This is a genomic window from Micromonospora sp. NBC_00898 (assembly GCF_045207895.1).
Taxonomy (GTDB): domain Bacteria; phylum Actinomycetota; class Actinomycetes; order Mycobacteriales; family Micromonosporaceae; genus Micromonospora.
Genome location: NZ_CP108775.1, coordinates 5,725,204 through 5,738,383, shown reverse-complemented (window position 1 = coordinate 5,738,383; position 13,180 = coordinate 5,725,204). Strand labels below are relative to the sequence as shown.

General features: G+C 70.2%; 15 protein-coding genes and 4 tRNA genes. 6 read left to right on the top strand and 13 right to left on the bottom strand.

Annotated features, from left to right (window positions below; genetic code table 11):
- Positions 1 to 40: 40 nt before the first annotated feature.
- Entirely contained in the window at positions 41 to 1,393 is a 1,353-nt protein-coding gene (locus tag OG799_RS27920) for an ABC transporter substrate-binding protein (protein ID WP_406039108.1), read from the bottom strand.
- Between the two features lie 166 nt (positions 1,394 to 1,559).
- Between OG799_RS27920 and OG799_RS27915 the strand changes: the two genes are divergently transcribed.
- Together OG799_RS27915 and OG799_RS27910 are read left to right on the top strand one after the other, a co-directional pair.
- Positions 1,560 to 1,949, top strand: a complete 390-nt coding sequence (locus tag OG799_RS27915; RefSeq protein ID WP_406039106.1) for a hypothetical protein — start codon at positions 1,560 to 1,562, stop codon at positions 1,947 to 1,949.
- 204 nt (positions 1,950 to 2,153) lie between these two features.
- The gene (locus OG799_RS27910; protein ID WP_406039104.1) at positions 2,154 to 2,861 is read left to right on the top strand and encodes a DUF2786 domain-containing protein; all 708 of its coding nucleotides are present in this window, start codon (positions 2,154 to 2,156) and stop codon (positions 2,859 to 2,861) included.
- Between the two features lie 28 nt (positions 2,862 to 2,889).
- Here the strand turns inward: OG799_RS27910 and OG799_RS27905 are convergent, their stop codons facing one another.
- Complete coding sequence (locus OG799_RS27905) at positions 2,890 to 3,405, bottom strand: SRPBCC family protein (RefSeq protein WP_406039102.1); 516 nt, start codon at positions 3,403 to 3,405, stop codon at positions 2,890 to 2,892.
- Positions 3,406 to 3,611: 206 nt separating this feature from the next.
- On the opposite strand from OG799_RS27905, the gene OG799_RS27900 reads away from it, so the two are divergent.
- Complete coding sequence (locus OG799_RS27900) at positions 3,612 to 4,511, top strand: hypothetical protein (protein WP_406039100.1); 900 nt, start codon at positions 3,612 to 3,614, stop codon at positions 4,509 to 4,511.
- A 63-nt stretch (positions 4,512 to 4,574) separates the two neighbouring features.
- On the opposite strand, the gene OG799_RS27895 is transcribed toward OG799_RS27900, so the two are convergent.
- Entirely contained in the window at positions 4,575 to 4,970 is a 396-nt protein-coding gene (locus tag OG799_RS27895; RefSeq protein ID WP_406039098.1) for a hypothetical protein, read from the bottom strand.
- 106 nt (positions 4,971 to 5,076) lie between these two features.
- Between OG799_RS27895 and OG799_RS27890 the strand changes: the two genes are divergently transcribed.
- Positions 5,077 to 5,403 (top strand): hypothetical protein, encoded by a 327-nt coding sequence (locus OG799_RS27890; RefSeq protein WP_406039096.1) that lies wholly within the window; start codon positions 5,077 to 5,079, stop codon positions 5,401 to 5,403.
- A gap of 330 nt (positions 5,404 to 5,733) precedes the next feature.
- Here OG799_RS27890 and OG799_RS27885 read toward each other — a convergent pair whose 3' ends face one another.
- Positions 5,734 to 6,432: a cation diffusion facilitator family transporter gene (locus OG799_RS27885; RefSeq protein ID WP_406039094.1), complete on the bottom strand. Its 699-nt coding sequence runs from the start codon at positions 6,430 to 6,432 to the stop codon at positions 5,734 to 5,736.
- A complete protein-coding gene (locus OG799_RS27880) occupies positions 6,429 to 6,788 on the bottom strand; it encodes an ArsR/SmtB family transcription factor (RefSeq protein ID WP_406039092.1) in 360 nt (119 codons plus the stop codon). Before OG799_RS27880 ends, OG799_RS27885 begins: the two co-directional genes overlap by 4 nt.
- Positions 6,789 to 7,118: 330 nt before the next feature.
- On the opposite strand from OG799_RS27880, the gene OG799_RS27875 reads away from it, so the two are divergent.
- Entirely contained in the window at positions 7,119 to 7,445 is a 327-nt protein-coding gene (locus OG799_RS27875; protein WP_406039090.1) for a hypothetical protein, read from the top strand.
- Here the strand turns inward: OG799_RS27875 and OG799_RS27870 are convergent.
- Positions 7,442 to 7,597 (bottom strand): hypothetical protein, encoded by a 156-nt coding sequence (locus OG799_RS27870; protein ID WP_406039088.1) that lies wholly within the window; start codon positions 7,595 to 7,597, stop codon positions 7,442 to 7,444. The two genes, OG799_RS27875 and OG799_RS27870, sit on opposite strands and share 4 nt — an antisense overlap.
- Before the next feature lie 514 nt (positions 7,598 to 8,111).
- On the opposite strand from OG799_RS27870, the gene OG799_RS27865 reads away from it, so the two are divergent.
- A complete protein-coding gene (locus OG799_RS27865; RefSeq protein WP_406039086.1) occupies positions 8,112 to 8,648 on the top strand; it encodes a GNAT family N-acetyltransferase in 537 nt (178 codons plus the stop codon).
- Positions 8,649 to 9,132: 484 nt separating this feature from the next.
- On the opposite strand, the gene OG799_RS27860 is transcribed toward OG799_RS27865, so the two are convergent.
- From OG799_RS27860 to OG799_RS27830, 7 genes are all read right to left on the bottom strand, one after another.
- On the bottom strand, positions 9,133 to 9,825 hold the full coding sequence (locus tag OG799_RS27860; RefSeq protein ID WP_406039084.1) for a hypothetical protein: 693 nt from the start codon (positions 9,823 to 9,825) through the stop codon (positions 9,133 to 9,135).
- Positions 9,826 to 10,062: 237 nt separating this feature from the next.
- Positions 10,063 to 10,129 (bottom strand) — tRNA-Phe (locus OG799_RS27855).
- A 409-nt stretch (positions 10,130 to 10,538) separates the two neighbouring features.
- Positions 10,539 to 11,435 carry a hypothetical protein gene (locus OG799_RS27850; protein ID WP_406039082.1) on the bottom strand — a complete coding sequence of 299 codons (897 nt, stop codon included), beginning with the start codon at positions 11,433 to 11,435 and terminating at the stop codon, positions 10,539 to 10,541.
- A 492-nt stretch (positions 11,436 to 11,927) separates the two neighbouring features.
- Positions 11,928 to 12,215 carry a hypothetical protein gene (locus tag OG799_RS27845; protein WP_123809784.1) on the bottom strand — a complete coding sequence of 96 codons (288 nt, stop codon included), beginning with the start codon at positions 12,213 to 12,215 and terminating at the stop codon, positions 11,928 to 11,930.
- A gap of 519 nt (positions 12,216 to 12,734) precedes the next feature.
- Positions 12,735 to 12,808 (bottom strand) — tRNA-Phe (locus OG799_RS27840).
- A 104-nt stretch (positions 12,809 to 12,912) separates the two neighbouring features.
- Positions 12,913 to 12,986, bottom strand: a tRNA-Asp gene (locus tag OG799_RS27835).
- A gap of 32 nt (positions 12,987 to 13,018) precedes the next feature.
- Positions 13,019 to 13,091 (bottom strand) — tRNA-Glu (locus OG799_RS27830).
- Positions 13,092 to 13,180 lie beyond the last annotated feature (89 nt).

The following is a 13,180-nucleotide window of genomic DNA, read 5'->3' as shown; positions in this document are numbered from 1 at the left end:
AAGGCCGCACCGGGCGAACCGGTGCGGCCTTCGTCGTCGGTCAGTGCCGGATCTGCACCCCGGCGTCGGCCAGCGCGGTCACCACGCGCGCCGACTCGCCGAAGCCGATGATCAGTACGGCGTCCGCCCCGTAGTCCTTGATCTCCCTGGCCCCGGCGCTGAAGTCCAGCGGCGGCGGCTTCGTGCCGGCCGGCGGCACGTAGGTCAGCAGCTTGACCTTGTCGGCGCCCATGCCGGCCCGCTCCAGCTCCGCCCGCACGTTCTCCTGGAGGCCCTCGCCGTAGGAGTCCTTCCGGGCCACGATGACGATCTTGTGCGGCCCGTCGCGCAGGATCACGTCCGCCAGGGCTCGGCCCTGCAGGCTGTCCGGCGGGGCCGTACGGAAGTACAGACCCTTGTCGTCCACCGTGGTCAGCCCGGCGTCGGTGTTCGACGGGGAGAAGAGCACCCGGCCGGCGGCGACCACGTCCGGCAGGACCGCGCGGGAGATGCCCGAGGCGCCCGCGCCGATGAGGACCTGCACGCCCTTGGCGATGTGCGAGGCCACGGTCGCCTTCGCGACCGCAGGGTCGGTGCCGTCGTCGCCGTCGATCCAGACCACCGGCTCGCCGAGCGCCCCGCCGGCCGCGTTGACATCCTGCATGGCCAGCGCCGCGCCGGCCGCCATCGGCGGGTTGGCCAGCGCCAGGTCACCGGTCTGCGGCAGCAGCCCGCCGAGGACCAGCGGGGAGCCGTCACTCTTGTCTGACTTACCACCGCGCTGCTTCTTCGCCCGGGGCGGCGCCTTGGTGCTCGCCCCCGACTCGTCGCCCGCGCCGACGAACTCGGTCTTGCCGTCGTCGATCTTCTGGTCGTCGAAGTGCAGGGTGGCGTAGCTGGCCGTGGCCGGCTCGCCGGCTTCGGTGAACCCGGCCCGGGTGAGCGACACCCCCCGGTACTCGATGTCCCGCCCCTGCCGGGCCAGGTTCAGGCAGGTCGCCGGGTCCTCGCACTGTTCACCGCCGGTGGTCACCCCGACGATCTGCTTCGCGATCGCGGCCGGGTCGGTGCTGCCGGCGAGCTGAGCGGCCAGCGAGCTGATCACCACCGCGTCGTACGTCTCGGCGGAGTAGAGGTAGTCGGTGAGCTTCGGGTTTACGGCGAGTAACCGTTCCTTGAAGTTCTCCGGAAGTGGGGTCAGCGGGGTGGTGCCCTTCATCCCGTTCACGAGGTCGGCGCGGTCCTTCAGCTCCGTCGCGTACGAGTTGAGCATGTTGCCGTCAGTGCCGTAGAGGCGCACCTGGGTGGTGGTGGCCCCGCCGTCGGTCTTGTCGCTGCCGCAGGCGCTGGTGGCGAGCAGTAGCCCCGCACAGGCTGTGATCACGGCCGCGCGCGAACCGCGTGATACGAGCATGGTCGTCCTTCCTCCGCCAACGGTCCGCAGGCACACTAGCGTGCCGCGGCGGACGGCGGGACCGTGGAGGGCGGTGCGGTCGGGAGGCCGACCGGTCACCATACGGAGCGTGACGGCGGGACCGTGCCCTGGTCACCGCTTGACCGGCCGTCCTACTGTGCGGCACGTGACCGACGAAGCACAGCAGACGCTGGACGACGCGACCGCCGTGCTCCGCTCGGCACTGGCCGGCGACGGCGACGCGGTGGTGGGCGCCTTCGACGCGGTGGTCGACCGGGCCGGCCTGGCCGGGGCGTACGGGGTGGCCTGGTGCCTGGCCGGCACCATGGTCGGCGACGCCACCCCCGCCGGGGCCTGCGCGCTCGACTTCCCCGGCATCGAACAGGCCGACTACGACACCCGCTGGGTGGCCCGCTTCGTCAGTGCGTACGCCAACGACGACGCCGACACCGGCGAGGCGCTCTTCGGCGCGGCGATGGCCGACGGGCTGCTGCCGGACTGCCTGCTCACCCTCGCCGGTTCGACCGTGGCGACGCTGCGCAGCCGGGCCGGCTGACCGCGCGTGGCGCCCGGCCGGGGGGCGGGCGCCGCGCGTCGCGGGGTCAGAACGCGTGGTACGCAACCAGCGACTCGTACTCGTAGCGCAGGTTGGAGAAGCGGACCCGGAAGTCGACACCGTCGCGGACGTTGGTCGCCACGGTGACGAAGCCGGACCTGCCTCATCCCGTCCGCGTCCTATCGCTGTGGTACCTGTGGTGACATGTCGCAGGCGATGCTCAGCAAGGTCCGCAAGCTGCTCGCCCAGGCGGAGGACCCGGCCTGCACGCCCGCCGAGTCCGCGGCCTTCACCGCCAAGGCCACCGAGCTGATCGCCCGCTACGGCGTGGACCGGGCGCTGCTCGCCGCCCGCGACCCGGCCACCGACCCGGTCGGTGACCGGGTGGTCGACGTGGTCGCCCCGTACGCGCGGGACAAGGCCGGCCTGCTCGCCGCGGTCGCCGACCCGCTGCGCTGCCGGTGCGTACGCCGCCGCCAGGGCAATGGATTCGCGATGCACCTGTTCGGCTTCGCCAGCGACCTGGAACGGGTGGAGCTGCTCTTCACCTCGCTGCTGGTGCAGGCCGCGCACGGGTTGGCCGGCGCCGTCGTACCGGCCGGTGAGCATCCGGCGGCCTTCCGTCGTACCTGGCTGGCCGGCTTCGCCCACGTCGTCGGCGACCGGCTGCGGGCCGCCGAGGCCGGCGCGGTCGCCGAGGCCGGCGAGTCCTCCATGGCGCTGGTGCTGGCCGACCGCTCCGACCGGGTGCGGCGCCGGCTCGCCGAGGTCTACCCGCGGCTGCGCACCGCGCCGCCCCGCCGGCTGGCCGGCACCGGCTTCGGCCCGGGCGTCGAGGCGGGCCGCCGGGCCGACCTGGGCGGCGCCGGGGTGACCACCGGCCCGGCGTCGGCGCCGGGCATCGGACGGTGACCGTTCCGCCGTACGCCGGCTCGCCCGGTCAGCCCTCCGTCCGGGCCACCGTGGCCAGGTAGCGGCAGAGCAGCTCGTGCCAGCCGGCCGTCAACGCCTCGCGGTACCCCTCGGCCGCCTCGCCGTGCCGGTCGAAATGCCGGTGTTCGAGTTCCACCCGGGTCCGCCCGTCGCCCGCCGGGACGAAGAGGACCTCGACCTCGCTGGCCCGCGCCGGATCGGGCACCGGCACCCGGTCGGGGCCGAGCTGCCAGGTGAAGACCAGCCGGCGCGGCGGGTCCCAGGTGAGCACCCGGCCCCAGTCGCCCCGGAAGCCGTACGGGCCGATCTCGTAGAGCATGCCGCCGGCGCGTGGCTCGATCCCCAGCTCGGCCAGCGCTTCCGGGCCGGACCAGGTGTACTCGCGTACCCACCAGTCGGTCAGCGCCCCGGTGAACACCGCGAACGCCCGCTCCGCGGCGGCTGGGGCGAGGAGGCTGCTGCGTAACGAGAACCGATCCACATCCTGACGGACCTCATCCGGATCAGCCATCTCCTGTCCCATAGGCCCGGACCATACCGGCTGATGCCTCGGTGCGCAGCTTCGCGGTGTGCCCGCTTCCGGACAGCGGGAGACCGCTCTCCCGGCCGCCGGCGCCCGGGCCCGTTCCGGCGTACGGCCGGCCACCGGCGCCACGGGTGGCCACCCGGAAAGCGGGTATCCGCGGCTGATCCGGCCCGGACGTAGCGGGCCAGCTTGGAGCGGAGCGCATGAGCGAGAGCGGAGCGACCGAACGGGAACCGGACCCGACCAGCGAGCGGCTGGCCCACCACCAGGCCGGGTCGACCGAGCCGGACGTCCTGCTCGACATCCCGGAGGTGTCGGTCGACTCGATCCGGCTGGCGGTCGATGGTCTCGACGCCGACCTGTCGCTGCGCGCGCGGCTGGCCAACCTGCTCCAGCTCGATGCCGGCGTCCGGGTGCACCTGGAGGGCGTGGAACTGGACATCACCGGGGTGCACGTCGAGGCGCTGCTCAAGGTGCGGCTGGAGAAGCTGCTGACGATCCTGGACCGGGCGCTCGCCACGATCGACCGCAATCCGCAGGTCATCGAGGCGCTGGCCCGCACGGTGGAGACCAGCGTCGACGACGTCAACCGGTCCGCCCAGCAGTTCGCCGGTGCCGCGGGGCCGCTGCTCGGCGAGGCCGGGGAGCAGGCCGGCCAGGCGGTGCGGGAGGCCGGCCAGGTGGGGCAGCAGGTGGGGGCGGTCGGCGCGGTGGCGGACCGGTCGCTGCGGGAGCAGGCCGGGGCGCAGACCCCCGGACCGCCGGTGCCGCCGTCGGGCGCCCGGTCGCCCCAGCCGCCGACCGGACCGGGTGGGCAGGCGGTGTCGGCAGCCACCGGACGACCGGCCGGCCCCGCTGCCGGCGCCGGCGGGCGGGAGACCGGGAAGGCGCCCCCGGGCAGCGGTGGGGCCGGGACCGGGCAGGCCGGCGGCGAGGAAGGCGAGGCCGCGGGCGGGCGGGGCGGCCCCCGGCCGGCGGGGGCGTCCGGGGCGGCCCAGGTGGCCGGCCAGGCCGGGGAGACCCTGCGGCAGGCCGGCCGGAGCGTCTGGGAGGCGATCCAGGGCGGCGTGGGCCAGGGCCGCCAGCACCGCCCGAAGCGGTAGCCCCGCGCCGGCACGCGCCGCCGTGCCGCCGGCCGGTGTGCCGGCTCGTGGAAGGTCAACTACCTACCGTGCTTCACCCCGGCGGTACCACAACCCGGCGTGCTGCGGGTCGCGAAGCCGGCGGATGCGGGATGCCTCATCGGGGCGAGGCGTCCAATCGCGGTAGGGCAGGAAGGCCAGCCGCCACGCGATCTCCGCGAAGATGAAGAGACCTGGGCCAACCAACCACAACAATGCATCACGGCGGCGGTAGGAAACACGCGGCGCAAGCCAGGCCGTTGCCGCCACCGGAACTGCTATCCAGCCGATATCGGCCAGCGGGCCGCTTCCCATCGTGGCCTCGATCAGCTCACGGATGATGAGAGACGGCAGTATCACCCCGAGCACCAGCAGCGCCGCGATCAACCTGCGCGGCCCGCGGCCCAGTGGCGGGCGGGAACTGGATGGATCAACGGCCATGGCCCGGAGGATACGGTCCAGTAGCAATCACGATGCTGGTCTCCACCGCCTGAACGTCGGGCCAGACGTGAGGTTGCGACCTTGACACCTTCTGAATGATGGCCGCATGAGCCCGAGTGACCCGGACCCTCTGTTGGTGGCCGGCCGCCTGGTGATCGTGGTCATCAGCCTCTTCCTGCTCGTATTCGGTGTCCGCACCGCCGTGTCGCGTCGGTTTCCCCGGCCCTGGCTTCGCTGCGCGCGTCCGACGAAGAGCCAGCGGTCCCAACCCGTCCGCATCGGTGGGGGCCAAGCGTTGGTCGGCGCGAGCCTGCTGACCCAGCAAGCACCGTTTCTCATCCCCATGCCCTTCCCGGTCGGAGCCGCCCTGTTCGTGGTGGCACTGCTTCTTGCCGCGGCCGCGCTGGGATGGTCCATCCTGAGGCGGGACTAGCCATCAACTGGCCTTGGTGCCTGCGCCGCCGGGTGCTTGCCGGCGATGGTCTTCGTCCTTCCAAACTGAAGCTCTGGCCGAACCACCATCCGTCCAGGCCACGAGCACCCTCCAGCCAGTAGCGGCTACCGCGCGGGGAGAGATGAACAGGTACTGGCTCCACTTCGACATCTCGGTGAGCTACCCGCGCGCCTGGCCGCCTGTGGTGGGTGTGACCGGCCAAGACCTTGATGAGTGCGTGGAGATTCTGAGGCACTGGTACGTACAGCCATCCGACCAACCATCCGTGATCTTCTTCTAAACCCCAGGCCGCTCCGGACCGCCCACGGGTTACGCCTTCAGGTCGGTGCAGCAGCCATCGGCGCAGTTCGAGCCTTGGCCGGTGGCGGCGTAAGCGGCAGGGAGGGGTGCGCAGTCGTCGCAGTGTTCGCCGCGCCAGGCTTCAACGCCTTCCTTGATCGCGACCCCGGCGATGACGAGCGCGGCGATCGGGTCGGCCCACGACCAGCCCCAGACGGCGTTGAGGACCAGGCCGACGAGCAGCACCGCGGACAGGTAGGTGCACAGCATGGTCTGCGTGGAGTCGGCCATGACCGTCGCTGAGCCGAGTTCCCGGCCCGTGCGCCGCTTGGCTCGAACGAGCAGCGGCATCACGAGCAGCGACGCCACGGCAAGGCCGATACCGACGGGACTGGTGTCAGCGTCCCCGCCGGCCAGCAGGGAGCGGACGGCGTCGAAGGTCACCCAGGCGGCCAGGGCGAAGAACGACAGGCCGATGAACCGAAGGGCGAGCCGTTCCCGGTCTTCGGGCACGCGGGAGCGGAACTGCCAGATCAGCACGGCCGCGCTGGACACCTCGACGAACGAGTCCAGGCCGAAGCCGACCAGGGCCGTGGAGGAGGCCGCCGCCCCAGCGGCGATCGCGACCAGGCCCTCCAACAGGTTGTAGCCGGCGGTGGCGTAGGCCAACCAGAGGCTGCGCCGGGAGAGCACCGTGCGACGCTCGGGGGTCAGCAGCGACGTGCTCATGCGGTCACCTCCACCGGGGAACTGGCCGGTGTGCCGTAGACCGGGCACAGGGCGACCGCCTCGCCGGTGGCAGCGAGGACCTGTTCCGCCGAGCGCAGCAGGTCCAGCAGTTCCGGCCGCGTCAGGGCGTAGAAGGACTGGCGACCTTCGACCCGGTAGTCGATCAGGCCGCAGTCACGAAGACACGCCAGGTGCTTCGACACCGTCGACTGCGCCAGCCCCAACTCACCGGTCAGGTCCACTACCCGAGCCTCGCCGGTCGCGATCCGGCGCAGGATGGCCAGCCGGGTCGGGTCGCCGAGAGACCGGAACAACGCCACAGCAGGAGCGAGCCCCGGAGTGCAATCAATCGCCATGTCGCGATGATAGCCAGATATCGCGATTGAATGCCGCGGAAGGGCGTGCAATCTACGGGCAACAAGGGGCGACCATCAGCGGGAACCCGGGGTCAACGAGGGTCAGACCAGACAGGCGGGAGCGAGAGGCAAAAAGCAGAGCGCCGACCGGCGTTTCCGCTGGTCGGCGCTCCTGTAGCCCGGCGAAAGGCTATTCGGCCAGGGGCGGGGTCGAACCGCCGACCTTCCGATCTTCAGGCACGTGCATTCCGGCAGGTCAGGGAGCCGGCGGAGGCTGCCGTGCGATCTGTCATGCGATTGCGACCTTGACGCCCCTCCGATGATGGGCGCATGAGCCTGGATGACGAGGACCCGGTCATGATCGCTTTGCGACTGGTGGCCGTGGTCCTCGGTCTCGCCGCGGCTGCACTCGGCGTGCGTGTGGCCATGTCACGACGGTTTCCCGCAGCCTGGGTTCGGCTTGCACGCCTGACGCCGAGCCAGCGGTCCCAGCCCGTGCGCATGGGCAGCGCCCAGGCCATGATCGGTGCGGGCCTGGTGGTCCAACAGGCGCCCTTCCTCATCTCCATGCCCCTTCCGGTTGGACGCGCCCTGTTCGCGATGTCACTGCTGTTACTGGTGACGGCGGCGGGATCGTTTGCGCTGCTCCGCCGCTAGCCGCGCATGGTGATGTGCCGGGGCAGTCGCGCGACATCCCCGTGCGCGGCCAGCTCCGACAGCGCTTTGGCGATCTCCCGGTCTCGCCCGTCGACGGCGTGCAGGTACCGGCGAGCCGCCGCCATGGACGAGTGCCCGAGTCGCTTCATCATGGCGGCCCGCAAGCGGGTCGCGCCGGCCGCGCTCGGCCTGCTGGCGGCGCAAGCGCCGGCATCGGCCGGCGCGCCGGCCGATAAGGGCATGCCTCCGGCGGGGGCGCTTCGGGCTTCTGGGATGGGGGTGCCATCCCGCCCACCGTCGACCCAGGCGAAGCCGAGCAGACCTGCCCCGGGGTGCCAAGGTCGTTCGTCCAGTAGGGCGCTCCACCTTGTCACCCCGGGGCAGGCCCGCTCCACGGTGTGTGGGTCGACGGCGGACGGGATGGCGGCGAGTTGGGGCGGTCTCAGCTAGCTCTAGCTACTGAGACCGATCCCAACGACCAGGCGTCGACGGCAGCGATTCGTACCTGCCGCAACTCACGCTGTCCGTTCGTGCTGATGGCTAGATGCAGGCAGTTCGCAAGGGCGGGAGGCCGCCCAGTCCGCACATTAAGCGTCCACGATTCGGCAGGATCGACCGCGCGCCCCGCGGCATGACGGTGCGTTCGTCCGTGAGAGGGTTGCTGTCATGGCAGCTGAAGCGACTCCGGGCCGCGAGGTTGCACTCGAGACGGGTCGCCTGCTGCTCAGACCTTGGCGGGTGGCCGAGGCTGTCGTCCAGCGTGAGCTGTGGACCGAACGTGATCCACGAGTGCCGCCGCACCGCCGAATCGACGCGGATGGACACCCCACGGTCGCGGAGCTCGAGGATTCGATCCGCACCAACCAGCTATGGTCGATCGGGTTGCTGGCGGTCGAGCGGAAGGCCGCTCGTGACGTCATCGGCTACTGCGGGCTGGTCGACAGCGGACGAGGATCGGAAGGGGAACCGGAACTGGCGTTCGAGCTGCTACGCCGAGTCTGGCGTCAGGGATACGCGACCGAGGCCTCGTTGGCGGTTCTGGACTGGGCGAGATCGTCCGGGTACGAACCTCTGTGGGCCACGGTCTGGGAGTGGAACACCGCTTCTCGCCGTGTGCTGGCCAAGGTCGGGTTCACCGAGACCGAGCGGAAGGAAGTGGACCCGATCTACGGGACCACCCTGTTCACCACGAGACGGCTCTGACACACCGATGTTTGGCCTTGAGGGCGGCTCCGAGAAGCTCGATAGCATCGCCCGGGAGCCACAGGTGGGAGCCACCGGAGCGAACGGAGCTGGACGAGCCTGGACCGATCCAGCTGCCGAGCGCGCGGCGACCAGGGCGACGCGGACGTTGCCGAACGACTGCGGAGTGCTCTTGGGAATCTACGGATCAGATGGTCAGCAGCGGCCTGTCGCACAGCCATCCGTACAGCCAAGACGGCCAGCCAACGCCGACACCCTCCGACAATGACGGACGGGTTGAGCAGGGGAACGGCTCCCCTACCAGCACGCTCCGATCTTCTTCTACCCCCCAGGCCGCTCCGGCCGCCGGCGCCGACGTTTGCAACCGCCATTGAGACTCGTCCGGTAGGGCGCTCCACCTTGTCCCCGTCCGGGGAGGCTGGACGGTCTGCCGACTGCCCGACGAGGAGATCCGCAGCTCGGTGATGGATTCAGCTATCGCTGGCTATGCCCGCAATGCCGACAGAAGTAGATCCGTGACCATCGCGGGCTGCGTGACCATCGCCAGGTGATCGGCGTCCCGGCGCCGGACCCGGTACCCACATTCTTCCGCCTGCTCTGCGGTGGACTGGTACGCAGCGCTCAGCTGGAGGTAAACGTGGCTGGCGGATTCCCACGCTCCGCCCGGCGCGGGCAGCACCTCGGAGACGACCTTCCATGACAGCTCGGGTAAGCCGTGCAGCATCTGGCGCCGCTGGCCGGAATCGGGCAGGAGATCGTCGAGGGAGCTGGCGGGGAACCAGGTGTCCCACGTCGGCAGCCGGCCCGACACCGCCATCTCCCGCAGCCACGTGGCCCGCTCCGGCGGCAGGGACCCGACCCAGCTGGTGCCCGGGTGCGGCAGGCGGGCGTCCAGGAAGACGACGTCTAGCCGGTCGCTGCCGACCGCGTCGGCGATGCCGGGCAGGTAAGGACCCGCGCGGCTGTGGCCGACGACGACGGTGGGCGCACCGGGGGCGACGCTGACGGCCGCTGCCGCGCAGACCGCCGCATGGAAGTACGGAGCCTCGACCAAGGGGCGAAGGTCCAGTACCGCCACGCGCCAACCCGCCGCTTCGAGGTGCGGCCGCAGGGCGTCCCACGTCGCCCGGGTGAGGAGCGGACTGTGGACGAGGAGCATCGTCGGCTCGGCGAGCACAGTCCCATCCTGGTACATCCGGGTGGTCCAGCCATCGGGTGAACGGCGCACGCGCCTTGAAGCGAGCCAGGTGCCAGGTGCGCGTCCGTGCGATCCCCGTGCGACAAGGGGCGGCCAACAGCGGGATTCCGGGGTCACCGAGGGTCAGACTGGACAGACGGGCTTCCAGGGCACAAAGCAGAGCGCCGACCGGCGTTTCCGCTGGTCGGCGCTGCTGTAGCCCGGCGAAAGGCTATGTGGCCAGGGGCGGGGTCGAACCGCCGACCTTCCGATTTTCAGTCTGTGGTCACCCGATCTCCTGACCAGCATCTATGCCCATTTGTCCGGATCTCCTATGTATCAAGTTCTACGGAACGTGACGTTAGAAGGCATCTCCTTCGCCTCCCGTGCCCCCACGGGGGCACGGGAGGCGAAGGGCATGGCCATGGCTCTGATCAGGAGCCCCCGAAATCGAGGAGCCTTTCCCTCTTGGCCCCTGCTGCAGCGGCCCGATAGGGAGGACGCGCCGGAGTTGTGGCGCCGGAGGTCCACTTGGGCCCTTCAGGCGGCACTGCCCAGAAAGACTGCTTCACGCGGCGCGATCAATTCGTAGACACTGCGTCCATGTCGGTTGATCGAACATGGCGTTCGCCGCCCGGTATCACGCTGGCTCAGGCCCGGGCGGGGAACGAAAGCGGTGTCAGTGCCGCCTTGGAGATCGGCAACCGGTCGTGTCAGCGGCCCCGCAGCTTGTCCCACACTGTCCGTCTGGGTTGTGGTTGCGCCGAGGGCAGCACGTCTTCGGCAAGCATCCGCCGGGCCGCGTCGCGCGTGGCGGCGGACAGGTCCGGAGTCACGCACGCAAGCTGCGCCAACGACGTCGCGATGAGCACGGGCCGGGTCTGTTGCGCCGTAAACGCTTTCTCGAAGCGCTCGGCCACCAGCGCGGCGACACCGGCCCGTTGCGCCGGGTCCGTCCACGCCGAGGCCACCAGCGCGTAGACGGCCGCCTCGGTGGTCCAGTCCTCGACGCCGAAGACGATGTCGGCCAGCAGCCCCGTTTCACCCCGGTGCAGCAGGCCAAGGCAGCACCACGCCTGTACGGTCCGCTCCCACACGGACATCCGTGTGCGCACCGGCGACTGCGGCGGGTGGACGAGCAAAGACAACAATTCTTTGACGGGTACCTCGCGCAGCCGCGCCGCCGCATGCAAGGTGACCGCAGGCGGGCCCCAGGACCGTTGCGCGGCAAGCTCCGTCACCACCCCTGCGGCGTCCGGGTCGGGCGGGGGCAGGGCCGCGGTCTCCCGGGTACCGTCGTAATGCCACAGCACGGCGCCGCCTGGACGCAAGGGTTGGCGCGGATCGGGTTCGCCTGGGCGGCCCATGGCGATGACGATGCCCGGGCAGCGTCGCCGTACCAGGGCGATCGCGCTCGGCGGCTCCATCGCGGAGATCCCGATCTCCGTCGCCATCTGCTGGGGATTGAGTCCGGCGACGGCGTTGATGCTCGACGCCTTGCCGGCGGGCACAAAGCCTAGCCACGCAATGTCGCGGGCCTCCTCGAAATAACCGGCATTGACGCGCTCCATCAGCTGGCCTAGGTCACGTGCGCCATGATCGGCAGGCATGCGGGTCAGCCTAGACCGCCACCGCCGGCGACGCTGCCCGAGCGGCGATCCGGCCCGCGTCTCGCGACTGTGAAACATGTTCACCGATCTGGCCGTGCTCGCGGTAACGATGTCGCTACGGTGCTGATGAGGGCCGCGCCGAAAGGGACTCGTGACAGTCAAGCCGTTCCAGGGCAAGATCACCCTCGATGTCCGCGACTCGCTACCGGACTGGGCAGCGCTGCGCCTATCTGGTTTCCACCCCGCCGCCACCATGCTCGGCCACCCTCATTTGCCGCGATCAGCGCGCTGAGGTGTCGCAGATCAGTTGGCGGACGACTGTCGCGCATCAGTCGACGGAGGGCAGACGTTCGAAGCGCCGCAGTGCCGAACGACGGCATGGTCTGCGAATAGCCGCTTCAGCGGCGACGGTCCGAGGATCCCTTCAGCGGACGTCTTGGCTGGGCCAGCGGCGAGGTGGCCATCGGCCGGGTCGGCGGGTGCTCCTAGCGGTCACGCCGTCCGGTCCGCGACCTGGTTGATCGCCCGGTGCAGGTCCGACAGGCGGAAGGTGACTATCTTGTCTTCGGCCGCGGCCCGCTTTCCGTCAGCCACCAGCTCTCGCAGCATCACCGATGGGTTGATCCCTCGGCGGCTCGCTTCCTCTACCAGCCATCGGGAAAGGTCGTCGGGGAGACGGGTGGAGTACACCATGGTCACCCTGCGTGGCGTGGTTTCTACCTCGGCGCCCGACCAGTCGATCGGTTCTTGTGCTGCCCGCATTGCTTCATCACGATCCATGGTCAGCCCCCGTCGGTCAGTGCCTCGGCGTAGGGAGCCCTTGGCCGCTTAGATGTCGGGCAGTAGCCACGTCTGTTGCCGCCAGCGATCCTCCTACCACGCCAACCGAGTTTACAACTGTAAACAGGATGCTGGCGAAACTCCTGCTTCCTCCTGTCGGTTAGACGGGCGAGGTGGGTTTCGCGGCGTGGGGTCCCAGGCCCACGAGGGGTCACGGGTGGGAGGACTCTTGCCGATGAATGTGTCGGCTGCGGCATCCAGGACACCGTTTGAGCCGGTTGGCAGAGGCGCTCCTGAAAGTCAGGCGCACAAGCTTATGAGCGTCCCGGCAGCTGGCTCCGCAGCCTCAGCTGGAATGAAAAATGGTCGGCGGATCGAACTTGGCGCCGCTGCGTGCCCCCGCCGTGCCCCCAGAGATCATCAACGGGTAGTACTTCGTCGATGGATTGCTCGGGAAAAAGGAAGGGCGGTGACCGCGTTTCCGCTGGTCACCGCCCTTTAGCCCGGCGAAAGGCTATGTGGCCAGGGGCGGGGTCGAACCGCCGACCTTCCGATTTTCAGTCGGACGCTCGTACCAACTGAGCTACCTGGCCGTGCTGCTCGGCTCATGCTACCCGCAGGACGGGGTCGCCGCCGGGAGGGTCACACGCTCCGATACGCAGAACGCCGCGCAGCATTCGCGCGGCGTCAGCGCTTGCGGTCCTGACGGGACTTGAACCCGCGACCTCCGCCTTGACAGGGCGGCGAGCACTCCAACTGCTCCACAGGACCTAGCTCTGTTGCATCCGGCCGAAGCCGGACCGTGCCCCCAACGGGATTCGAACCCGTGCTACCGCCTTGAAAGGGCGGCGTCCTGGGCCGCTAGACGATGAGGGCGGCCCCGCCATCATTGCACACTCGCAACTTCAAGCGGACTTGCTCCCATCCGGCCCCGCCGGAGGCTTGGAAAGCATACGTGATGCCCG